General features: G+C 74.5%; 17 protein-coding genes and 1 pseudogene. 11 read left to right on the top strand and 7 right to left on the bottom strand.

Features of this window, described 5'->3' with window-relative positions:
* Positions 1 to 40: 40 nt before the first annotated feature.
* Positions 41 to 2,263: an alpha-1,4-glucan--maltose-1-phosphate maltosyltransferase gene (locus tag CCO02nite_RS11045; RefSeq protein ID WP_371862503.1), complete on the bottom strand. Its 2,223-nt coding sequence runs from the start codon at positions 2,261 to 2,263 to the stop codon at positions 41 to 43.
* Positions 2,264 to 2,490: 227 nt separating this feature from the next.
* Between CCO02nite_RS11045 and CCO02nite_RS11040 the strand changes: the two genes are divergently transcribed.
* The gene (locus CCO02nite_RS11040; RefSeq protein ID WP_146843195.1) at positions 2,491 to 3,726 is read left to right on the top strand and encodes an AGE family epimerase/isomerase; all 1,236 of its coding nucleotides are present in this window, start codon (positions 2,491 to 2,493) and stop codon (positions 3,724 to 3,726) included.
* Positions 3,727 to 3,794: 68 nt separating this feature from the next.
* Positions 3,795 to 4,163 (top strand): DUF2750 domain-containing protein, encoded by a 369-nt coding sequence (locus tag CCO02nite_RS11035; RefSeq protein WP_146843194.1) that lies wholly within the window; start codon positions 3,795 to 3,797, stop codon positions 4,161 to 4,163.
* Positions 4,164 to 4,176: 13 nt separating this feature from the next.
* Here the strand turns inward: CCO02nite_RS11035 and CCO02nite_RS11030 are convergent.
* The 3 genes and pseudogenes from CCO02nite_RS11030 to glgX all read right to left on the bottom strand — a co-directional run bounded on the left by CCO02nite_RS11030 (position 4,177) and on the right by glgX (position 8,707).
* Positions 4,177 to 5,828 (bottom strand): annotated as a pseudogene (locus tag CCO02nite_RS11030) (FAD-binding dehydrogenase).
* Between the two features lie 35 nt (positions 5,829 to 5,863).
* Positions 5,864 to 6,388, bottom strand: coding sequence for a flavodoxin family protein (locus CCO02nite_RS11025; RefSeq protein WP_146843193.1), 525 nt, complete (start codon positions 6,386 to 6,388; stop codon positions 5,864 to 5,866).
* A gap of 84 nt (positions 6,389 to 6,472) precedes the next feature.
* Positions 6,473 to 8,707: a glycogen debranching protein GlgX gene (gene glgX, locus CCO02nite_RS11020; protein ID WP_246117493.1), complete on the bottom strand. Its 2,235-nt coding sequence runs from the start codon at positions 8,705 to 8,707 to the stop codon at positions 6,473 to 6,475.
* A gap of 188 nt (positions 8,708 to 8,895) precedes the next feature.
* On the opposite strand from glgX, the gene CCO02nite_RS11015 reads away from it, so the two are divergent.
* The 3 genes from CCO02nite_RS11015 to CCO02nite_RS11005 all read left to right on the top strand — a co-directional run bounded on the left by CCO02nite_RS11015 (position 8,896) and on the right by CCO02nite_RS11005 (position 11,980).
* A complete protein-coding gene (locus CCO02nite_RS11015) occupies positions 8,896 to 9,678 on the top strand; it encodes an electron transfer flavoprotein subunit beta/FixA family protein (RefSeq protein ID WP_146843192.1) in 783 nt (260 codons plus the stop codon).
* 47 nt (positions 9,679 to 9,725) lie between these two features.
* Positions 9,726 to 10,700, top strand: coding sequence for an electron transfer flavoprotein subunit alpha/FixB family protein (locus CCO02nite_RS11010; RefSeq protein ID WP_146843191.1), 975 nt, complete (start codon positions 9,726 to 9,728; stop codon positions 10,698 to 10,700).
* Positions 10,701 to 10,846: 146 nt separating this feature from the next.
* Entirely contained in the window at positions 10,847 to 11,980 is a 1,134-nt protein-coding gene (locus CCO02nite_RS11005) for an ATP-dependent 6-phosphofructokinase (RefSeq protein ID WP_146843190.1), read from the top strand.
* 17 nt (positions 11,981 to 11,997) lie between these two features.
* Here the strand turns inward: CCO02nite_RS11005 and CCO02nite_RS11000 are convergent, their stop codons facing one another.
* On the bottom strand, positions 11,998 to 12,996 hold the full coding sequence (locus CCO02nite_RS11000) for a phosphotransferase family protein (RefSeq protein ID WP_146843189.1): 999 nt from the start codon (positions 12,994 to 12,996) through the stop codon (positions 11,998 to 12,000).
* Positions 12,997 to 13,057: 61 nt separating this feature from the next.
* On the opposite strand from CCO02nite_RS11000, the gene CCO02nite_RS10995 reads away from it, so the two are divergent.
* The 6 genes from CCO02nite_RS10995 to CCO02nite_RS10970 are packed head-to-tail and all read left to right on the top strand — an operon-like array spanning position 13,058 to position 20,684.
* Entirely contained in the window at positions 13,058 to 14,287 is a 1,230-nt protein-coding gene (locus CCO02nite_RS10995) for a cysteine desulfurase family protein (RefSeq protein WP_146843188.1), read from the top strand.
* The gene (gene mnmA / locus CCO02nite_RS10990; protein WP_146843187.1) at positions 14,287 to 15,504 is read left to right on the top strand and encodes a tRNA 2-thiouridine(34) synthase MnmA; all 1,218 of its coding nucleotides are present in this window, start codon (positions 14,287 to 14,289) and stop codon (positions 15,502 to 15,504) included. The genes CCO02nite_RS10995 and mnmA overlap by 1 nt, the downstream gene beginning before the upstream one ends.
* Positions 15,501 to 16,538 (top strand): uroporphyrinogen decarboxylase/cobalamine-independent methonine synthase family protein, encoded by a 1,038-nt coding sequence (locus CCO02nite_RS10985; protein ID WP_146843186.1) that lies wholly within the window; start codon positions 15,501 to 15,503, stop codon positions 16,536 to 16,538. Before mnmA ends, CCO02nite_RS10985 begins: the two co-directional genes overlap by 4 nt.
* Positions 16,539 to 16,554: 16 nt before the next feature.
* Positions 16,555 to 16,989, top strand: coding sequence for a hypothetical protein (locus CCO02nite_RS10980; protein WP_146843185.1), 435 nt, complete (start codon positions 16,555 to 16,557; stop codon positions 16,987 to 16,989).
* A gap of 57 nt (positions 16,990 to 17,046) precedes the next feature.
* Positions 17,047 to 19,383 carry an NAD-dependent DNA ligase LigA gene (ligA, locus tag CCO02nite_RS10975; protein WP_146843184.1) on the top strand — a complete coding sequence of 779 codons (2,337 nt, stop codon included), beginning with the start codon at positions 17,047 to 17,049 and terminating at the stop codon, positions 19,381 to 19,383.
* Positions 19,380 to 20,684 carry a GNAT family N-acetyltransferase gene (locus CCO02nite_RS10970; protein ID WP_222593192.1) on the top strand — a complete coding sequence of 435 codons (1,305 nt, stop codon included), beginning with the start codon at positions 19,380 to 19,382 and terminating at the stop codon, positions 20,682 to 20,684. Before ligA ends, CCO02nite_RS10970 begins: the two co-directional genes overlap by 4 nt.
* A 36-nt stretch (positions 20,685 to 20,720) precedes the next feature.
* On the opposite strand, the gene CCO02nite_RS10965 is transcribed toward CCO02nite_RS10970, so the two are convergent.
* Both CCO02nite_RS10965 and CCO02nite_RS10960 read right to left on the bottom strand, forming a co-directional pair.
* The gene (locus CCO02nite_RS10965) at positions 20,721 to 21,380 is read right to left on the bottom strand and encodes a ThuA domain-containing protein (protein WP_146843183.1); all 660 of its coding nucleotides are present in this window, start codon (positions 21,378 to 21,380) and stop codon (positions 20,721 to 20,723) included.
* A 79-nt stretch (positions 21,381 to 21,459) separates the two neighbouring features.
* Positions 21,460 to 22,641, bottom strand: a complete 1,182-nt coding sequence (locus CCO02nite_RS10960) for an ROK family protein (RefSeq protein ID WP_146843182.1) — start codon at positions 22,639 to 22,641, stop codon at positions 21,460 to 21,462.
* Positions 22,642 to 22,676 lie beyond the last annotated feature (35 nt).

The raw sequence follows: 22,676 nt of genomic DNA, 5'->3' as shown, positions 1-22,676 counted from the left end.
CTCGTCGTCGGCGCGGGCTCGCGCACGTGCGGGAGGGACGTCACGGGTGCTCCAGGCGGACGACGTGCGCGGGGCGCAGCGCGGGATCGAGGTGCACGTACACGTCGGAGCCCCACTCGTAGGTGTCGGGGCGCAGCTCGTCGTGCGCGACGACGCGCGCATCCGGCGCCAGCCCGAACGCCTCCAGGTCCAGGTAGAGCATGCCCTCGCGCGTGTTCCAGGGATCGAGGTTCACGACGACGACGACGGTGTCCGGCCGCCCCGTCGGCGAGTGCTCCGCGGCGAGGTGGCGCGAGAACGCGAGCGTCGCGTCGTCGGTCGTCGGGTGCACACGCACGTTGCGCAGCTGCTGCAGGGCCGGGTGCTCGCGGCGCAGCGCGTTGAGCCGGGTGATGAGCTGTTCGAGCCCGAACTGCTTCGCGGCGCTCCAGTCGCGCGGCTTGAACTCGTACTTCTCGTTGTCGATCTGCTCCTCGACACCCGGCCGGGGGATGTTCTCGAGCAGCTCGTACCCCGAGTAGACGCCCCAGGTCGGCGCGCCGAGCGCCGCGAGCACCGCGCGGACCGCCCAGGCGGCGGCGCCCTGGCCGTGCAGGTACGGCGGCAGGATGTCGTGCGTCGTCGGCCAGAAGCTCGGGCGCATCCACGCGCCCTGGTCACCGCCCACCTCGGCGAGGTACGCGCCGAGCTCCTCCTTCGTCTGCCGCCACGTGAAGTACGTGTACGACTGGTGGAAGCCGACCTTGGCGAGCGTCTGCATCATCGCGGGACGCGTGAACGCCTCGGACAGGAAGATGACCTCGGGGTGGTCGCGGTGCACGTCCGCGAGCAGCCACTGCCAGAAGTCGAGCGGCTTGGTGTGCGGGTTGTCGACGCGGAACGCCGTCACGCCGTGGTCGATCCACACCTGCAGGACGCGGCGGATCTCGTGGGCCAGCCCGACCGGGTCGTTGTCGAAGTTGAGCGGGTAGATGTCCTGGTACTTCTTCGGCGGGTTCTCCGCGTACGCGATCGTGCCGTCGAGCCGCGTCGTGAACCACTCCGGGTGCGTGGAGACCCACGGGTGGTCCGGCGAGCACTGCAGCGCGATGTCGAGCGCGACCTCGAGGCCGAGGTCGCGCGCCCGGCCGACGAAGGCGTCGAAGTCCTCGAACGTGCCGAGCGTGGGCTCGATCGCGTCGTGGCCGCCGTCGGCCGACCCGATCGCGTACGGCGAGCCCGGGTCGCCCGGCTCGGCGCCCAGGGCGTTGTTGCGGCCCTTGCGGTTGGACAGCCCGATCGGGTGGATGGGCGTGAGGTAGACGACGTCGAAGCCCATCCCCGCGATGCGGGGCAGCTCGTCGGCGGCGGTCCGCAGCGTCCCGCTCACCCACGACTGGGTGCGCTCGTCGAACCGCGCACCGTGCGAGCGCGGGAACAGCTCGTACCAGGCGCCCGTCATCGCGAGGGGTCGCTCGACGCGCAGCGGGTAGGCGGGGGAGGCGGACACGAGGTCCCGCAGCGGGGTGCGGGCCAGCGCCGCGCGGACGTCGTCGCCGAGGCCGACGGCCAGACGCTCGTCGGGGGAGGCGTGGGTGGCGAGCATCGCGGCGGCGGCGGCGCGCAGGGTCGCCGCGTCGTCGGCCGGCATCGCGACGGGGACCTTGCCGGACACGGTCCCGGGCGCGGGCTCGTCGGCCGCACGCTCGGCGGCCCTCGTCAGCAGCGCAACACCCTCGGTGAGCATGAGCTCGACGTCGACGCCCGCCGCGACCTTGATCGCGGCGTCGTGCACCCAGGTCGCGTAGGGGTCCGACCAGCCCTCGACGCGGAACGTCCAGTCGCCCGTGCGGTCCGGGGCCAGGCGTGCCTCGAACCGGTCGAGGCCGGGCGCGACGTCGACCATCGGAGCCCACGAGTGGTCGGCGCCGTCCGGGTCCGTCAGCACCGCGGTCGCAGCGACCGCGTCATGGCCCTCGCGGAAGACCGTCGCCCGGACGGGGAACGCCTCGCCGACGACGGCCTTGGCGGGGAACCGCCCACCCTCGGCGACGGGGAAGACGTCGACGACCGGGATGCGGCCGATCGGCGCCGGGCGGGCCGGTGCAGGCTCGGGGACTGGCCCGGGAACTGTCCCGGGAACTGTCCCGGGAACTGGCCCGGCGTCGGGCCTGGGAGTCGGTGCGGACACCGCGTCGGGAGCGGTAGCGGTGGCGGGGGCGGCACGGCGCTTCGCCTTGCCGGAGGGGGCGGGCGCGCGGCGACCGTCGGGGGAGCTCGTCACAGCTCCCGAACCTACCGACACGTGAGCCGTGCGGGCATCCGCAGCGCCCGTCGGTCGGTCACCAGCTCGTCCGACCGTGGCGATCGAGCCGGTGTGCACGACGAGCGGCGCGGGAGGCGTCCACCGGTCCTGTCGTCGGCGGTGCGATGTTAAGTTCGGCCCACAAACTAAGCGCACGAGGTGTCCGTCGACACGTGACGGCCACCCGACAGGTGGAGGATGCCGACATGGCCTGGCTCGCGACGACTGCGCACACCCGCTGGCTCGAGACGGAGACCGACCGCCTGCTCGCGTTCGGGCGCGCGGCCGCGCTGCCGGCCGGCGGGTTCGCGCGCCAGGACGACGACGGCCGGCCCGTCGACGGGCCGCTCGAGCTGTGGATCGCGTGCCGGATGACCCACGTCTACGCGATCGGCCACCTCCTCGGCCGGCCGGGCTCCGCCGCGCTCGTCGACCACGGGCTCGCGGCGATCGTCGGGACGTTCGAGGACCAGGAGCACGGCGGCTGGTACGCCGAGGTCACGCGCGACGGCGAGCCGGTGGGGACGGGGACGAAGGCCGCCTACCCCCACGCGTTCGTCGTGCTCGCCGCCTCGAGCGCGACGCTCGCGGGGCGCCCGGGGGCGCGCGACCTGCTCGAACGTGCACTGCGTGTGCAGGAGGAGCGGTTCTGGGACGAGTCCGCGGGGATGGTCGTCGAGGAGTGGGACCGGGCGTTCGCGACGCTCGACGGCTACCGCGGCGTCAACGCGAACATGCACACGGTCGAGGCCTACCTCGCGGCCGCCGAGGTCACGGGCGACGACCGTTGGCTGCACCGGGCCGCGCGGATCGTCGAGCGCGTCGTGCACGGCTTCGCCCGCGGCAACGAATGGCGGATCCCCGAGCACTTCGACGCCGACTGGGTCGCGGACCTCGAGTACAACGCGGACGCGCCGGCCGACCCGTTCCGGCCCTACGGCGCGACGATCGGGCACTGGTTCGAGTGGGCGCGTCTCACGCTGCACACCCGCGCGGCGCTCGCGGTGCGCGGCGCCGACGTCCCGGACTGGATGCTCGACGACGCCGTCGCGCTGTTCGACGCGGGCGTGCGCGAGGGCTGGGCCGTCGACGGTGCGGACGGATTCGTCTACACGGTCGACTGGACGGGCGCGCCGGTCGTCCGCGAGCGGATGCACTGGGTCGCCGCCGAGGCCGTCGCGGCGGCCGCCGCCTTGCACACCGCGACCGGTGACGCCCGGTTCGACGACTGGTACACCACCTGGTGGGAGTACATCGGCGCGCACGTGATCGACCGCGACGGCGGGTCCTGGTGGCACGAGCTCGGCGTCGACAACGCCGTCTCACGCACGGTCTGGGCGGGCAAGGCGGACCTCTACCACGCCGTGCAGGCGACGCTGATCCCGCGGCTGCCGCTCACGCCCGTGATCGCGCCCGCGCTCGCGGCTGGCTCGCCAGCCTGACGAACGACCCTCTCACGACCTCGGTAGGTCGGGCACAGGCGTGACGTGCTGGGTGGGACGATGACGGAGTGGGCATCAGCGCGGCGCAGGCGACGGCCTTCTACGAAGAGGCCGTCCGCGAGGGGTCGGTGTGGGCCGTGCGGGACGGCGACGGGTTCCCGGCACCGCTATCACCGGAAGGCCGTCGAGCGATGCCGTTCTGGTCGCTGCGTTCGCGCGCGGAGAAGGTCATCGCCACGGTGCCGGACTACGGAGCCTTCGTTCCCGTCGAGCTCTCGCTGGGAGTGTTCCTCTCGCGCTGGTTGCCGGGACTCGAGCGGGACGACATCCGCGTGGGCGTGAACTGGTCGGGGACGGCCGCGACGGGGTACGACCTCGCCGCGCGCGAGGTGGCGCTCAACCTTGCGGCACTCGGACGCAGCTCGACCAGATCGTGAGGGGCTGGACGGTTCAGTCCAGCGCCGCGAGGGCGCGGCCGGCGGTCAGGCCCGTGAACAGGCAGCCGCCGAGGAACGTGCCCTCGAGCGCGCGGTGGCCGTGCACGCCGCCACCGCCGAAGCCGGCCGCCTCGCCGACGGCCCACAGGCCGGGCAGCACCTGACGGTCGGGGCGCAGCACGCGTCCCTCGAGGTCGGTGTGCAGGCCGCCGAGCGTCTTGCGGGTGAGCACCGAGAGGCGCACGGCGAGCAGCGGGCCGTGCTTCGGGTCGAGCAGGCGGTGGGGCTTGGCGACCCGGATGAGCTTGTCGACGACGTACTGGCGCGCCTGCGCCGTCGCGACGACCTGCAGGTCCTTGGCCAGCCCCGAGGTGACCTGGCGGTCCCGCTCGACGACGAGCTGCTCGAGCGCGGCCGCGTCGATGCGGTCCTCGCCCGTCAGCGCGTTCATCCCGGCCGCGAGCTCGGCGGGCGTGTCCGCCCAGATGAACTCGTCGGACTCCTGCGCGAACGCCTCGACCGGTCCGACAGCACCCGGCCGGACGCGCTGCATCAGCAGGCGCACGTCCTTGCCCGTGAGGTCGGGGTTCTGCTCGGAGCCGGACAGCGCGAACTCCGAGCCGAGGATCGTCTTGTCGAGCACGAACCAGGAGTGGTCGTCACCGCGGCGGGTGATGTGCTGCAGCGCGCCGAGCGAGTCGAAGCCCGGGAACAGCGGCACCGGCAGCCGGTTGCCGTCGGCGTCGAGCCACAGCGACGACGGGCCCGGCAGGATGCGGATGCCGTGCCGGGACCAGACCGGGGAGTGGTTGGTGATGCCCTCGGGGTAGTGCCACATGCGGTCCTCGTGGACCACGGCCGCACCGCCGCGCGCGCCGCGGCGATGCCCGACCCGTCGACGTGGTCCGGGACGCCCGACAGCATCCGGGCGGGCAGGCGGCCCGCGTCGGCCGGCCACGCCGCTCGCACGAGTTCGTGGTTCGCGCCGATCCCGCCGGTCGCGACGACGACCGCGGTCGCGTCGACCTCGAACGGCCGCACGACCTCGCGCGTCGTCGGGACCGCGCGCGCCGCGCCGTCCGGGGCCAGGACGTCCCCGCGCACCCCCGTGACGCGGCCGTCGGTCACGACGAGCGAGGTGACCCGGTGCCGGAGCCGCACCTCGACCAGGCCCGCGGCCCGTGCGTCGACGAGCGCGCGCACGAACGGCTCGAGGATGCCCGGCCCGGTGCCCCACGTGACGTGGAACCGGGGGACCGAGTTGCCGTGCCCGCCCGCGAGGTAGCCGCCGCGCTCGGCCCACTGCACGAGCGGGAACCAACGCACGCCCTGCGTGTGCAGCCACGGCCGCAGCTCACCGGCCGCGAAGTCGACGAACGCCTCCGCCCACGCCCGGCCCCAGCGGTCGGAGCCGTCGGACGCGAAGTCCGCGGAGCCGAACCAGTCCGCGAGCGCGAGCTCGCGGGAGTCCTTGACGCCCAGCCGACGTTGTTCGGGCGAGTCGACGAGGAACAGCCCGCCGAACGACCAGAACGCCTGGCCCCCGATCGAGGCGGCGTTCTCCGCGTCCAGGAGCAGCACGCGCCGACCGGCGGCGGTGAGCTCGGCGGTGGCGACCAGGCCCGCGAGCCCGGCGCCGACGACCACGACGTCGTGGGTTCCCATGCGGGGCAGATTACGTCCTGCGGGGCCGGTCCGGGTCAGATCGCGCTGGCGAGCGCCCCGGCGAGCGTGGCACCCCACGCCTTCGCGAGCTCGAGCTGTCCCGGCCCGAGCTCCGCGGTGCCGTCGTCCTTGGAGATGACGCCGAACGCCTGCACGGGAGCGACCAACCGGGCGTTGCGCTTGCGCAGCAGGCGTTCGATCCGCTCACCGGCCGAACCGGCGAACCGTGCCCCCGAGCGTGTGTCGAACACCGCGACGAGCCGACCGCTCAGACCGGGGAGCGCGTCCAGCCACTCGTGCACGCCGAGGTCGGTCGAGACGAGGTCGTCGCTGCGGGTGCGCGCGAGCGCACGGGTGCGGGGCGTGCTCATCCCACGCATGTGCGTGGGCGCGCCGATCACGAGCAGGTCCGCGCGGGCGACCGCCACGTCGTGCCCGGCCGCGCGGCCGACCTCGACCACCTCGGCGGGGATGTGCGCGGCGGTGAGCCCGTCGCCCACGGCCTCGGCGATCGACTGCGTGCAGCCGAACATCGACTCGAACACCACGAGCGCTCCCATGGGTCAAGCATCCCGGTGCACATGTGCGTGCGGCTGGGTCGCAGGTCCCGTCGGGAGCGAGCGCGGTCAGGCGGAGCCGACGCGTCAGACCGTCGGTGGTTCCAGGACGTAGATGCGCATGCTCAGGGGCTCCATCACCGCGACCTCGCCCGCGTCGCCGTGCAGCGCCCCCGCGATCGCCGACGAGCGCTGCTCGTCGGGGTGCTCCCACACCGAGTCCCACACCAGGCGCCACCGGTCGGTGGGCTCGCCGGCGAGCGCGACGTCCACCGCGTCGAGCGCGCCGTTGACGACGACGAGCACGACGTCGAGCGGGTCGGCGCGGCCTGTCCCGTCGTGCTCCGCGGGATCGTCGGGGCGGGCCGCGCGCAGCATCTGCAAGGTACGGATGGAGGCGTCGTGCCAGCGGCCGTGGTCGAACGCGTGCCCCTCGGCGTCGAACCACGACAGGTCGGCGCGACCGCTGCCGTCCACGGGGCGGCCCGTGTAGAAGCGCGTCGAGCGCAGCGCGGGGTGGTCGCGCCGCAGCGCGATGAGCCAGCGCGTCGTCGCGAGCAGGTCGTGCCCCCACGGTGCGAGGTCCCAGTTCACCCACGTGAGCTCGTCGTCGAGGCAGTAGGCGTTGTTGTTGCCGCTCTGCGTGCGCCCCATCTCGTCGCCCGCGGTGATCATGGGCGTGCCGGCGGCGATCGCGAGCGTGGCGAACAGGTTGCGGATCGAGCGGCGGCGCAGCGGCGCGATGGCCGCGGCGGGCGAGTCGGGCAGCACGGACCCCTCGATGCCGTGGTTCCACGAACGGTTGTCGTCGGTCCCGTCCCGGTTGTGCTCGCCGTTGGCGAGGTTGTGCTTGTGCTCGTACGTGACGAGGTCGGCGAGCGTGTAGCCGTCGTGCGCGGTGACGAAGTTGACCGACGCCATCGGGCCACGCAGCAGCGGCGGGTCGGACTGGCCGAACAGGTCGACCGAGCCGGACAGGCGGGTCGCGAGGTCGCGCACGCGGTGCCCCGGCAGGCCGTGCGCGGCGCGTGCCGGGTCGGCCAGCCAGAACGAGCGCACCGCGTTGCGGAACCGGTCGTTCCACTCCGCGAACGGCGGCGGGAACATGCCGGTGCGCCAGCCGCCGGGTCCCACGTCCCACGGCTCGGCGACGAGCTTGATGCCCTGCAGCACAGGGTCGGTCGTGGCCGCCACCAGCAGCGGGTGGTCCTGCACGAAGCCGTCCGGCCCGCGCGCGAGCGTCACGGCGAGGTCGAACCGGAACCCGTCGACGCCGACGACCTCAGCCCAGTAGCGCAAGGAGTCCAGCGTCATGCCGACCACCGCGGTGCGCCGGAAGTCGAGCGTGTTCCCGCAGCCCGTGACGTCGATCAGGGTCGCGGGGGTGTTGCCGTCGTGCATGTAGTAGAGCGTGTTGTCGAGGCCGCGCCACGAGACGTGCTGACCGGGCAGGCCGCCCTCGTGCGTGTGGTTGTAGACGACGTCGAGCAGCACCTCGAGCCCCGCCTCGTGCAGCGTGTGCACCATCGCGCGGACCTCCGCCAGCACCGCTGCCGGGCCGGCTGCTCGTGCGGCCGCGGTCGCGTAGCGGGGCTCGGGCGCGAAGAAGCCGAGCGTCGAGTAGCCCCAGTAGTTCGTCAGGCCGCGCGCGACCAGGTGCGGCTCGGAGGCCACCGCGTGGATCGGCAGCAGCTCGACGGCGGTGACGCCCAGCCCCAGCAGGTGGTCCACGACGGACGGGTGCGCGAGCCCGGCGTAGGTGCCGCGCAGCTCCTCGGGCATCTGCGGCGCGCGCATGGTCAGGCCGCGCACGTGCGCCTCGTAGACGACGGAGCGCTCCCACGGCACCCACGGGCGGTTCGCCGCGGGGTCCGGGCCGGGCAGCTCGCGCGTGTCCACGACGACGGACCACGGCACGTGACCTGCGGAGTCGCGCGGATCGGCCTGGCCGTAGACGTCGCCGAGCCCGAACCTGTCGACGACGTGGCCGTACGTCTCCGGCCCGTACTCGAGCTCACCGGACAGGCCGCGGGCGTAGGGGTCGACGAGCAGCTTGGCGGGGTTGTGCCGCAGACCGCGGACCGGGTCCCACGCGCCGTGCACGCGGAACCCGTACCTGTCGCCCGCACGCACGCCGGGGACGAACGCGCTGAACGTGCCGAGGTGCGGGCCCCCGAGCGGGACGCGGCGTTCGACGCCGTCGGGTCCGGGTAGGCACAGGTCGACACCCGTCGCGTGCGATGCGACGACGGCGACCTGCACGCCGCCGTCGACGACGTGCACGCCGAGCGGGCGGGGGGGCCGGCTGGAGCGGGGACTCACCGGGCCATTGTGCGCGAGGCCGTGGCTCGTTGTGTGACACGCGCGTTTCGGGAGGGTGCCGTGGCGGTGGTCCGCGGAGCGGAAGGTGGCGGTGGTCCGCGGAGCGGAAGGTGCGGTGGAAGGTGGCGGCAGTCCGCAGGACGGAACCGTTCGCGCCGGCGTCGGTGGCGGACGGTAACGTTCCGGGCGTGAGAATCGTCGTCTGCGTCAAGCACGTGCCGGACATCCAGTCGGACCGCTCGTTGGGTGCGACCTGTCGCACCGTCCGCGACGGCGGCGACGGCACCCTCAACGAGCTCGACGAGAACGCGCTCGAGGCGGCGCTCTCGCTCGTCGAGGCCGCGGGCGAGGGTGAGGTCGTCGTGCTGACGGTCGGACCCGACGACGCCGTGGACGCGGTGCGCAAGGGGCTGCAGATGGGCGCCGACGAGGCCGTGCACGTCGTCGACGACGCGATCGCCGGTTCGGACGCGATCGGGACTGCGCGCGTGCTGGCCGCCGCGATCCGCCACCTCGGCGGTGCGGACCTCGTGGTCACCGGCATGGCCGGGCTCGACGGGCTGACCTCGGTGGTGCCGAGCGCACTCGCCGCTCTGCTCGACGTGCCCGCGCTGCCGCTCGCGGCCGAGCTCGTGCTGGACGGTTCGACGGTGCGGGTCACGCGTCACCTGGACCGCGTCACCGAGGTGCTCGAGGCCGACCTGCCCGCGCTGGTCTCCGTCACCGATCAGGCCAACGAGCCGCGCTACCCGAACTTCAAGGGCATCATGGCCGCGCGCAAGAAGCCTGTGACCACGCTCGCGCTGGCCGACCTCGGCCTGGACGCCGACCAGGTCGGCGAGGCGGGTGCGCGCACCGAGGTGCTCGAGGCCGCCCCGCGCCCCGTGCGCGAGGACCGGGTCCTCGTGCACGACACGGGGGACGCCGGCGTGCGCCTGGCGGCCTACCTCGTCGAGAACCAGCTGGTCTGAGCGCGACGCCGCGCCGACCCCTCATCCCACCCTCTGGAGCGCCCGCCGTGAGCGACACCCTCGTTCTGCTGGACCACGCCACCGACGGCTCGCTGCGCGCCCCCGTGCGCGAGCTCGTGACCATCGCCCGTGACCTGCCCGGCGCCGTGCGCGGCGTGTGGGTCGCGGACGGCGCGGAGCCGTCGCCCGCGACGATCGCCGAGCTCGGCGTGCTCGGTGTGACGCACGTCCACCGCCTCGTCGCCGATGGTGACCTGCACGTCGCGGCCGCGCTCGCGGCGGGCCTGGCCACGCTGCTCGCCGAGACGGGTGCGCACCTGGTGCTCGCGGTCTCGACGTTCGAGAACAAGGAGGCCGCGGGTCACCTCGCGGTCGCGAGCGGGGCCGCGGTCGTCACGGACGTCGACTCCGTCGTGTGGTCCGACGAGCGCCTCGTCGCGGGCAAGACGGTCTTCGCCGGCACGTGGACGACGAGCACCGCGGTGCGCACGCCGCTCGCGGTGATCACGGTCAAGCCCAACTCGGTGCCGGTCACCGACGCCCCGGAGCCCGTCACGCCGCAGGTCGGCGACCACGCGGTCGCGCTCGACGCGGGTGTGGGTCGGGTGCGGCTCGTCGAGCGCACCGAGCAGCCCGCGAGCGACCGGCCGGACCTCACCAGCGCACACGTCGTGGTCGTCGGAGGCCGTGGGACCGAGGGCGACTTCAGCTCGGTCGAGGAGCTCGCCGACGTGCTGGGCGGCGCCGTCGGTGCCACGCGCGTCGCGACCGACGAGGGCTGGATCGGGCACGAGGCGCAGATCGGTCAGACCGGCGTGACGATCTCGCCGCGCCTCTACATCGGCGCGGGCGTGTCCGGTGCGGTGCACCACCGCGGCGGGATGCAGGCCTCGGGCACGATCGTCGCGGTCAACTCCGACCCCGACGCACCGATCTTCGAGATCGCCGACTTCGGCGTCGTCGGAGACCTGCGCACGGTGCTGCCGCAGGCCGCAGCCGAGCTGCGCCGGCTCAAGGGCTGAGCGCGTCGCGACCGGGCGGTCGCGATACCCGTACTCGCGTGACGACTTGTGTGACGTCGGTGCAGGTCACGACACTAGGGCTACGAGCGTGCCCGACGGCGTGCACCTTCGTGCCCCCCAGGACGAGACGCACGTGAGGAGTCGACATGCCGACGAGGAAGCGGAAGCGGGTCGGGATCCTGACCGCCGGGGGCGACAGCCCCGGGCTGAACGCCGCGATCCGGGGGTTCGGGAAGACCGCGATCGGGCACTACGGGATGGAGCTCATCGGGTTCCGTGACGGCGTCACCGGCCTGGTCGAGAACAGGTTCGTCGAGCTCGACGGGGCGGCGCTGTCCGGGATCCTCACGGTGGGCGGCACGATCCTGGGTACGAGCCGGGACAAGGTGCACCGCTGGGTCGTCGACGGTGAGACCCGCGACATGGTGCCGACGGTCGTCGAGAACTACGAGCGCGACGGGCTCGACGCGCTCATCCTGCTCGGCGGCGGCGGCACGGCGAAGAACGCGATGCGCCTGGTCGACGCGGGACTGAACGTCATCACGCTGCCGAAGACGATCGACAACGACATCGCGAGGACCGACACGACGTTCGGCTTCGCGACCGCGATGGAGATCGCGACCGAGGCGATCGACCGCGTGCACTCGACCGCGCACAGCCACCACCGCATCATCCTGACCGAGATCATGGGTCACCGGGCGGGCTGGCTGACGCTCGGTGCGGGGATCGCAGGCGGGGCCGACGTGATCCTCATCCCGGAGATCCCGTACACGGTCGAGTCCGTGGCCGAGACGATCAAGGCCCGCACCGCGCGCGGCTCCACGTTCTCGGTGATCGCGGTCGCCGAGGGCGCGCGCGACGTCGACGACACCGCCGACTACGAGGCCGCGCAGCTGCTGGTCAAGGCCGCGAAGAGCCCCGAGTCCGCACGTGCCGCGCGCGCCCACCTCGCGCACGTCGAGGACCAGCAGCGAGAACACACGTTCACGCTTGCGCGCGAGCTCGAGGCGGCGACCGGGCTCGAGTCGCGCGTGACGATCCTCGGGTACGTGCAGCGCGGTGGCACGCCGTGCGCGGCGGACCGCCTGCTGGCCAGCCGGCTGGGCGCCGCGGCGGCCGACCTGGTCGAGCGCGGCGAGTTCGGCGTCATGGTCGCGGCCCGCGGCGAGGGCACCGAGGCCGTCCCGCTCGGCGAGGTCGCCGGCAAGGTCAAGCTGGTGCCCGCCGACCACGGGTGGATCCAGGCCGCGCGCCAGGTCGGCACCGGCCTGGGCGACTGACCCGCTGAGCGCGGCGGCTACGCGAGGGTGTGCAGCCAGCGCAAGGTCGCCAGGCCCTGCGCCGCCTGGAACGCGCGCAGGTTCGGGATGCCCGGCGGTGCGGGCTGCAGGCTGCTCCAGACGAAATAGCCCGACAGGCCGGCCAGCGCGGCGCGCAGCTCGTCGTCGCCCACGCCGTCGGCGAGCGCGTGCGAGCGGAAGATCGTCGCGGGGTCGCCGCCGCCCTGCAGCGCGACGCTCGGCAGCATGAACGCGAGGTCGATCCAGGGCGCCCCGACGCACGCGTGCGGCCAGTCGATGAGCCACACCCGGTGGTGGTCGGTGTCGATCATGATGTTGTCGGCCCGCAGGTCGCCGTGCACGATCGCGTCGCCGCCCAGGGCCGGCAGGGACTCCTGCTCCCAGAGCAGCAGGCGCTCGAGGTTCGCGACCGCCCACCGTCCGGTCTCGCCCGTGCGACCGAGTCCGACGAGGTCGTCGTTCGGGACCGCCGACAACCGGCGCCAGCCCGTGAAGTCGTCGGCGAGCTGGTCGTCGGCGCGGCGCAGCGTGTGGCCGGGGAGGGGTTCGGCGTCGGCGAGCCGGCCCACGGCGTCGAGCACCGCGCCGAGGTCGTCGGGCCGCCACGGCAGCTGGGGGGAGCGGCCCGGTGCGACCTCGAAGCCGAGCAGCACCCACTCGCCGTCGTCGTCGGACCACAGCAGGCGCGGTGCGGGGACCTCGGGCGGCAGCGCGGAGGCGACGCGGATCTCGCGGCGCGCGAGGTCGGGGGAGAACGGGTTCTGCTCGGGCGAGACGGCCTTGACGAACACACCGCGACCGTCGGCGAGCTCGAGCACCGCGGCGAAACCGGGGGAGAAGCCGCTCGTCGCGCTCGTCTCGGCGGTCACCTGGGAGCCGGCGAGGGCACGGATGCGCTCGCGCACGTGCCGCGGCAGGTCGCGCCAGTCGAGCCGCTGCCCGCTGAACGCGAGCGGCAACCCCAGGACCTCATCGTCGACACCCACGGCGGACATCCTGCCAGTCGATCGGCACCCGGCGCCCGGGGTGCCCACCCTGGGTTCGTACACTTGCGCGGTGACCGCGTACCTGGACCATGCGGCGACCACGTCGATCCTTCCCGCGGCCGCCCGTGTGCTCACCGAGCACCTCGCCTCGGTCGGCAACCCCTCGTCGCTGCACACGAGCGGCCGCAGCGCGCGGCGCACGGTCGAGGAGGCGCGTGAGCGGCTCGCGGCGGCGCTCGGCGCGCGGCCCAGCGAGGTGATCTGGACCTCGGGCGGGACCGAGGCGGACAACCTCGCGGTCAAGGGCATGTTCTGGGCGCGCCGCACGCAGGACCCGCAGCGTCGTCGGCTGCTCGTCTCGGCCGTGGAGCACCACGCGGTGCTGGACCCGGCGTTCTGGATGACCGAGCACGCGGGCGCCGAGCTGGTGCTGCTGCCCGTCGACCGCGACGGTGTGCTCGACCTGGACGCGCTCGCCGCCGAGCTCGCCGCGCACGGCCCGCGGGCGGCGCTGATCTCGGTGATGTGGGCGAACAACGAGGTCGGCGCGGTGCAGCCGCTCGCAGAGGTCGTCGCACTCGCGCGCCGGTACGGCGTGCCGGTGCACGCCGACGCGGTGCAGGCGGTCGGTCAGGTCCCGGTCGACTTCGCGGCGTCCGGTCTGGACGCGCTCACGCTCAGCGGGCACAAGGTCGGCGGCCCGGGCGGGACGGGCGCGCTGCTCGCGCGCCGGGACCTGGACCTGACGCCGATCCTGCACGGCGGAGGTCAGGAGCGCGGCGTGCGGTCCGGCACGCTCGACGCGGCGCTCCTCGCGTCGTTCGCGGTCGCGGCCGACGAGGCCGTCGGGGCGCGCCCGACGAGCGCGCCCCGGCTGGCCGCGCTGCGTGACCGGCTCGTCGCGGGCGTGCTCGAGCTGGCGCCCGACGCGGTGCTGCGCGGCCCCGCGGACCCGGCCCGCCGACTGCCGGCCAACGCGCACCTGACGTTCCCGGGCTGCGAGGGCGACTCGCTGCTCTACCTGCTCGACTCGGCGGGGGTCGAGGCCTCCACCGGCTCGGCCTGCCAGGCGGGTGTCCCGCGACCGTCGCACGTGCTGCTCGCGATGGGCGTGCCCGAGGCGGATGCGCGCGGCGCGCTGCGGTTCAGCCTCGGCCACACCTCCACGGTGGCCGACGTCGATGCGCTGCTCACCGTGCTCCCCGCGGTGCTGGACCGGGCCCGTGCGGCCGGGCTCGCCGCCGGACCCGGGACGCCGGCGACCGCACCGCGCCCCGACGTCGCGTCCGGGGTGCTCTGATGCGCGTCCTGGCCGCGCTGTCGGGCGGCGTCGACTCGGCCGTGGCGGCCGCGCGCGCGGTCGACGCGGGGCACGACGTGGTGGGCGTGCACATGGCCCTGTCGCGCACGCGCGACCAGCTCCGCAACGGCTCCCGCGGCTGCTGCTCGATCGAGGACGCGGGCGACGCGCGACGGGCCGCGGACGTGCTGGGGATCCCGTACTACGTGTGGGACCTCTCCGAGCGGTTCGAGCAGACCGTCGTGGCGGACTTCCTCGCGGAGTACGAGGCGGGTCGCACGCCCAACCCGTGCGTCCGGTGCAACGAGCACATCAAGTTCGCGACGCTGCTCGACCGCGCGCTCGCGCTCGGCTTCGACGCGGTCTGCACGGGCCACTACGCGCGCATCGTCGACGAGCCCGACGGCTCCCGCTCGCTGCACCGCGCGCGCGACGCCGCGAAGGACCAGTCGTACGTGCTCGCCGTGATGGGCCGCGACCGCCTCGCCCGCGCGATGTTCCCGCTCGGCGACGTCGCGTCGAAGGACGAGACGCGCCGCGAGGCCGCGAACCGCGGCCTGGCCGTCAGCGCCAAGCCCGACTCGTACGACATCTGCTTCGTCGCCGACGGCGACACGCAGGGCTTCCTGCGCACGAGGCTCGGCGCGCGGCCGGGCGAGATCGTCGACACGTCCGGAGCGGTGGTCGGCGAGCACGACGGCGCCTACGCGTACACGGTCGGGCAGCGTCGTGGCCTCGCGCTCGGGCGCCCCGCCGCCGACGGGCGACCGCGCTACGTGCTCGCCGTCGAGCCGGTGCACAACCGCGTCGTGGTCGGATCCGCCGACGACCTCGTCGTGCACGTGATCGAGGGCGACCGGGCGGGTTGGTACGTCTCGACGACCCACGGGCCCGCCGCGCTGCCCGCCGACCTCCAGGTCCAGGTGCGCGCGCACGGAACGCCGGTCGCCGCGCGCGTCGAGCACGCGGACGCGACGAGCGTGCGCGTCCGTGTCGCGGCCGGGCTGCGCGGCGTCGCGCCCGGGCAGTCGCTCGTGCTCTACGACGCGGACCGCGTGCTCGGCGAGGCGACCGTGACCCGCTCGTGGCGTTCGGCGACCTCGTCCGACGAGCCTGCAGGGTCCGACGAGCGTGCGGGGTCCGACGAGCCTGCGGGGTCGCGCGACGCCACGACGTCCGACGAGGCCGCGGTGCTCCCGGCCGGGGCGCATCCGTGACCGCCGTCTCCGGGACGGGCGCCTGGCCCGGCACCGATCCGCTCGAGGCGCAGGTGGTGGTGCTCGGCGACCTCACGGACGTGCCGTCCGAGGTGAGCGGACTGCCCTTCGTCGTGCACCTGCCGCAGCGCGGTCCGGCGGCGACGCTCACGGGTCGGGCGCTTGCCTCTCTCGTCGACCTGCCGGCCGAGCTCGGTCCGCACGGCTGGAAGCTCGCCGACCGCGGCGGCGGCGACCTGGCCCACGCGCGCGCACTGCTGCGCGAGGACCTCGACGCGCTCGCGGTCGCGGCGCACGGGTACGTCGGCCCGCTCGTCGTGCCGGTGCTCGGACCCCTGTCGCTCGCGGCGGACCTGTACCTCGCGCGGGGTGACCGTGCGGTCGGCGACGCCGGGGCCGTGCGTGAGCTCGCGCAGTCGCTCGCGGCGGGTGTCGCGGAGCACCTGCAGGCCGTTCGTCGGGCCGTGCCGGGTGCGGTGCCGCGCGTCCTGGTGCACGAGCCGCTGCTCGCGCAGGTGGTCGCGGGGGTGCTGCCGTCGTTCTCCGGGTACGCGCGGCTGCGGGCGGTGCGCGGGCCGGTCGCGGCGGAGCACCTGGCCCAGGTCGTGCGGGCCGCACGCGCTGCCGGCGCCGACCACGTAGCGGTGCACGGCGGCACGGCCTGGACCACGATCCCCGTCGTACGGGCCGCCGGTGCGGACGGCCTCGCGCTGCACGTCGACGCGCTCACCACGCAGGGCGTCGAGCGGGTCGCGGCGGCGGTCGAGGCCGGCACCACCTTCTGGGCGCAGCTCCCGCGCGCGACGAGCTCGCAGTGCGCCGGCCCGGACGTCGTCGGGCAGGCCGAGACGCTCGCCCGGCCGTGGCGCGAGGTCGGGCTCCCGGTGCGGGGCCTCGACGACGTCGTGCTGCTCGCGGGGGACGCGGATCGGGACGCGGATCGGGCCGGGGACGGCGGGCCGGACGACGCGCGGGCGTCGCTCGCGGGTATCGTCCGGGCGGCGCGCGTGCTCGTCGAGAGAGCGCTCGCGTGACGAGACGAGGGGTGCGATGAGCGACGACGACGAGGTCCGCCCGGTGTCGGCGGCCCCCTCCGGGGCCGGCGAAGGCCCCCCGCCGGCGCGTGCGGCGGCACCCGTGGACGTGCGCCGCGCGCTCGTGCTGTTCGTCGCGAGCGGGATCGCGTTGGTCGGCGTGCTCGTGCTGGTGGGCTGCTGGATCGTCGTGGGTGCGCGCGCCGGCGAGACGACGCAGGAGGGCTCCGCGTGCCTCGCCGCGGTCGACGCGCAGGAGCCGGGTGCGAAGATCGCGTTCGAGCTGATGCCGCCGCGATCGACGTGCACCTTCTACCAGTCGGACGACCTGCTGGTGACCGAGGTGCTCGCGGACGTGCCCCCGGCGCTCGCGTGGGCGGCCCTCGCGGCGGCCCTCGGCGGCGGTCTGACCTGCATCGCGATGTTCGTCGTGCCTCGTCTGCGTCGCTGAGGGCAGCCCGCGCGAGCGCGCCGCGCCGGTGTCGGTGGGGCACGCCACAATGGGCCGGTGACCGACGCACTCCCGACCGACGAGATCCCGTCCGACGCGCACGCCCGCTGGGCGCTGCTCGCCGAACAGGTCCAGGCCGACCAGTTCGCGTACTACGTCAAGGACGCCCCGACGGCGTCGGACGCCGAGTACGACGAGCGGTTGCGCGAGCTGGCCGCGCTCGAGGAGCGCTACCCCGGGCTGCGCACGCCGGACTCGCCGACGCAGCGGGTGGGCGGGACGTTCTCGACCGAGTTCACCGCGGTGGACCACGTCGAGCGCATGCTCTCGCTCGACAACGCGTTCTCCGCCGACGACCTGCAGGCCTGGGCGGAGCGGCTCCAGCGCGACCTCGAGATCGCGCGCTCGCCGCAGCTGCTGTGCGAGCTCAAGATCGACGGCCTAGCGATCGCGCTGCTGTACGAGCGCGGCAGGCTGGTGCGCGCGGCGACCCGGGGCGACGGGCGCACGGGGGAGGACGTCACGCTCAACGTCCGCACGATCACCTCGATCCCCGCGGTGCTGGCGGGCGACCCCGCGACCCACCCCGACCTCATCGAGATCCGCGGCGAGGTGTTCCTGCCGGTCGAGGCGTTCGCGGCGCTCAACGAGGCGCAGGTCGCGGCCGGCCGCGCGCCGTTCGCGAACCCGCGCAACTCCGCCGCGGGCTCGCTGCGGCAGAAGGACCCGCGCGTGACCGCGTCGCGGCCGCTGCGGATGTACGCGCACGGCATCGGTGCGCTGCGGTGGTCCGCGGGCTCGGTGCCCGCCGACGTCACGCGGCAGTCGCAGGTCTACGAGCTGCTGGCCGGCTGGGGCGTGCCCGTCTCGCCGCACACGCGCGTGGTGCCGGGGCTCGAGGGCGTGACCGAGATGATCGCGTACTACGGCGAGCACCGGCACGACGTGGAGCACGAGATCGACGGGATCGTCGTGAAGGTCGACGAGGTCGCGCTGCAGCGCAGGCTCGGGGCGACCAGCCGGGCACCCCGCTGGGCGATCGCGTACAAGTACCCTCCCGAGGAGGTCAACACCCGACTGCTGGCGATCGAGGTCGGTATCGGTCGCACGGGCCGGGCGACGCCGTTCGCGGTGATGGCACCGGTGCTCGTGGCGGGCAGCACGGTGCGCCAGGCGACGCTGCACAACCAGGACGTGGTGCGCGTCAAGGGTGTCCGCATCGGCGACATGGTGGTGCTGCGCAAGGCGGGTGACGTGATCCCGGAGATCGTCGGCCCGGCACCGCAGGCGGCGGACGACACCGTGCCGCGCGTCGAGTGGCACATGCCCACGGACTGCCCCGAGTGCGGCACGGCGCTGCGTCCGATGCGCGAGGGTGACGTCGACCTGCGCTGCCCGAACGCCGAGTCGTGCCCGGCCCAGGTGCGCGGCCGCGTGGAGCACATCGGCTCGCGCGGTGCGCTCGACATCGAGGCTCTCGGCGAGGTCACGGCCGCCGCACTCACGCAGCCCGACGTGCCCGAGGTGCCGCCGGTGCGCACCGAGGCGGACCTGTTCGGTCTGGTCGCCTACCCACCCGACGCGTCCGACGAGGAACGCGCGCGGGTGCGGGCGGCGAGCGCGGCCCTGCTCGGCGAGATCGAGGTCGTGGTGCGGGACCCGGAGACCGGGTTGCCGCGCGAGGACGACGACGGCAACGTGCGGCGGCGCACGCCGTTCCGCCGCCGGCTGACGTGGACCAAGGCGCAGCGCGCCGAGGCGGACGCGCAGGGGCGCGAGCTGCCCGGGTGGGCGCCGTCCGAGGCCGCGCTCACGCTGCTCGACCAGCTCGACCTGGCGAAGGACAAAGAGCTGTGGCGCGTGCTCGTGGGCTTGAGCATCCGCAACGTCGGACCGAGCGCGGCGCGCGCGCTCGCGAAGGAGTTCCGCACGATGACCGCGCTACGCGAGGTGGTCACGGGTGACCCCGAGGCGGCGACCGCACGGCTCGGCGGTGTCGAGGGCGTCGGCCCGACGATCGCGACGTCGCTGGTCGACTGGTTCGCGACGCCGTGGCACGCGCGCATCGTGGACGCCTGGCTCGCCGCGGGGGTGCGGATGACCGAACCGGTCGACGAGGTTCTGGAGCGCACGCTCGAGGGCCTGACCGTCGTCGTGACGGGCAGTCTCGAGCGGTTCAGCCGGGACGAGGCGAAGGAGGCGATCCTGGCGCGCGGGGGCAAGGCGTCGGGCTCGGTCTCGAAGAGCACCAGCTTCGTCGTCGTCGGGGAGAACGCGGGCTCGAAGGAGACCAAGGCGCGCGAGCTCGGGCTGACCGTCCTCGACGAGGAGCAGTTCGAGGCGCTGCTCGCGGGCGGTCCCGCGGCGCTCGGCGATGCCGGGGACCAGGCGTGAGCGCGTCGCTGCCGTCCCGCGTGACGGTCAGGGTGGCGCGGGGCGACGACGTCGCGGACGCGGGTGCGCTGACCGCCGAGGCCTACCTCGCCGACCGGCTCGTCCCGGACGGCGACCCGTACGCCGAGGAGCTGCGCGATGCGCGGCGCCGGGCCGACGAGGCGACGCTGCTGGTCGCCGTGGTGCCGGCGGGCGGGAGCGGGGTCGTCGTCGGCACCGTGACGCTCGCGCCGTACGGCACGTCGTACGCGGAGGTCGCCCAGCCCGGCGAGGTCGAGCTGCGGATGCTCGCGGTGGCGCCCGAAGCGCGGCGGCGGGGGATCGCCGAGGCGCTCGTGGTCGCCGCCCTGCGCGAGGCCGTCGCGCTGGGGGCGGCCCACGTCGTGCTGTCGACGCTCGACGCGATGGAGGTGGCCCACCGGCTCTACGAGCGGCTCGGCTTCGAGCGCCGACCCGAACGTGACTGGGGGCACGACGAGGTCCACCTGCGGGTGCTGACGTGGAGCGCACCTGCCCCACCCGGCGCGCGCCGGGAGATCGCCTCCTGGCCGCCCGTGCACGTGGTCGACGTCGACGGCTGGCGGGTGGGCCTGTCCGGGGGTGTGACCCGGCGCGCGAACAGCGCGCTCCCGGCGGGGGCGGCGGACCCCGACCTCACGCTGTCCCGCGTCGAGGCGGTCTACGCGCTCGAGGGGCAGCCGTCGGTCGTGCGGGTCGGGCGCTCGGCGTCGACGGAGCTGCTCGCAGCGCTCGACCGGCGCGGCTACGCCTGGACGGCCCAGACGGACGTGCTCGTGCTGGACCCGCTGCGTCCGCAGGCGCCATCGTCGGCGTCGGAGGGGGAGGTGCGCGTCGCGAAGACGCCCGACGCCGCCTGGTTCGCGCTCTGGAGCGGCACCAAGCCCTCCCGGACGGCACGTCGCGACACGGACACGGACGCCGACGCCGATGCGGACGCCGACGAGGCGATGCGCCGGGCGATCCTCGCGGGCGCCGACGCGTCGTACCTGTCGGCGAGCACCGGCGCGGACCGGCGCACGATCGGCGTCCTGCGGGCCGCCTTCGTCGACGACTGGGTCGCGCTGTCCTGCCTCGTGGTCGATCCGGCGGTGCGCGGCCTCGGCTGGGGTCGCGAGCTGACGCGTCAGGCGCTGCTCGTGGCGCACGAGCGGGGGGCGCGGCGCGCGTTCCTGCAGGTGGAGAGCGAGAACGCTGTCGCGAGCACGCTGTACGCCTCGCTCGGGTTCCGCCCTGCCGACCGGTACGTGTACCGCGAGCGCGACCTCGACGTGACCGGCTGAGCGTCCCGCGCGGCCGTGCGCGTGCGGGCGGTCTGATCAGCGCGCCGCCCACAGGAGGCCGCGCTCGATGATCGTGCGTATCTGGGGCAGCTCGAGGTCGGCGAGCTGGTGCCCGGGCGTGCACACGAAGACGCGTCCGGCACCCCAGCGACGGGTCCACACCGCGGGCGACGTGACAGGCGCGTGCCACGGGTCGTCGGGGCCGGGCGTGATCGTCGTCGTCGCGAGCACCTCGTTGAGCGGGTCGGTGAGCAGCCAGTACTGCTCCGAGCGCAGCGCGAAGTCGTGCACGCCGGCGACGAGCGGGTGGTCGGCGTGCGCGGGAACGATCTGGATCGTGTGCTCGACGAGGTCGCGCGGGTGCGCGACGAACTGCGCGCCGACGAGCTGCAGGTAGTCGGTGGCGATCCGGAACGAGTCGACGATGCCGCCGTGCCAGCCCGCGAAGCCGGTCCCGGCCGCGACGGCGGTGCGCAGGCCGCGCAGCTCGTCGGCGAGGATGTCGCCCATCGTCCAGCACTGCACGACCAGGTCGGTCGCGGCCATCGTCGCCTCGTCGGCGTAGACCTCGAGCGTGGCTTCGACGCTCACGTCGAAGCCGTGCTCGCGCAGGAACGGCACGAACAGCTCGGCGGCCTCCTCGGGCGCATGGCCGTCCCAGCCTCCTCGGACGACGAGTGCTCGACGCTGGTCCACGGTGTCTCCTTCGACGGCGGGGCGGGATGGGGAGAGGGTGCGGCGGGCCGCTCGGTCGGCCGTACCGCAGGTGGGGCGCTCAGGTGATCAGGGCGTCGATCGCGGCGGCGGACAGCACGTGCTCGGCGGCCATGGCGCTCGCGCCTCGCACGCCGGCTGCGGCGCCGGTGCGGGACGCGACGATGCGCAGGTGCTGCGTCGCGAGCGGCAGAGACCGGCGGTAGACGACCTCGCGGATGCCGGCGATGAGGTGCTCGCCCGACTCGGCGACGTGCCCGCCGATGACGATGACCGACGGGTTGAGCACACTGACGCACGCGGCGAGCACCTCGCCGATGTGCCGCCCGGCCTCGCGCACGAGGCGGCTCGCGGCGAGGTCGCCGGCCCGGACGAGCGCGACGACGTCGCCCGAGGCGTCGGCCGACACGTCGAGCGTGCGCAGTGCGGCGGCGATCGCGGGCCCGCTCGCGACCGCTTCGAGACAGCCGGTGTTGCCGCAGCGGCACGGCAGCTCGGGACCGCCGGGCACGGCCACGTGGCCGATGTCGCCCGCGGCACCCTGCGCGCCGCGGCGCAGCGCGCCGTCGGAGATGATCCCGGCGCCGATCCCGGTGGCGACCTTGACGAAGAGCAGGTCGTCGACCGTGCTCCACTGCGTCGCGTGCTCGCCGAGCGCCATGAGGTTGACGTCGTTGTCGACGAGGACGGGCACGTGCAGGCGGCGGCCGAGCAGGCCGGGGACGTCGGCGTCGTCCCAGCCCGGCATGATCGGCGGGTTGATCGGTCGGCCGGTCGAGTGCTCGACGGGCCCGGGCAGGCCCACGCCCACGCTCACGAGGTCGTCGAGCGGCCGCCCGCTCGCGGCGAGCAGCCGGTGGCCGAGCTCGACGACCCGTTCGAGCACGGGGTCCGGCCCTTCGCCGATCGCGATCGGCTCACCGTGCTCGGCCAGCACCCGGCCGGCCAGGTCGGTCACCGCGAGGCGCGAGTGCGTCGCGCCGAGGTCGACGGCGAGCACGACGCGCGCCGCCGGGTTGAACGCGAACGTCGCGGGCGGTCGGCCACCGGTCGAGCTCGCTTCGCCGGCGGGCGCGATGTACCCGGACGCGAGCAGCAGGTCGACGCGGGCGGCGATCGTCGAGCGGGACTGACCGGTGACGGTGGCGAGGTCGGACCTGGTCCGGGGCTGCCCGTCGCGCAGGAGCTGGAACATCTCCCCGGCGCCCGTCGGCCTCGGGGCGAACTTGACCAGCTCGTCCATGCGCACAGTGAACCACTCCTTCGGCGCTCTCCGGC

It is taken from the genome of Cellulomonas composti (assembly GCF_007990245.1).
GTDB classification, from domain to species: Bacteria; Actinomycetota; Actinomycetes; order Actinomycetales; family Cellulomonadaceae; genus Cellulomonas; species Cellulomonas composti.
The sequence above is the reverse complement of the archived record's forward strand: the minus strand, read 5'-3'. Positions and strand labels throughout refer to the sequence as shown.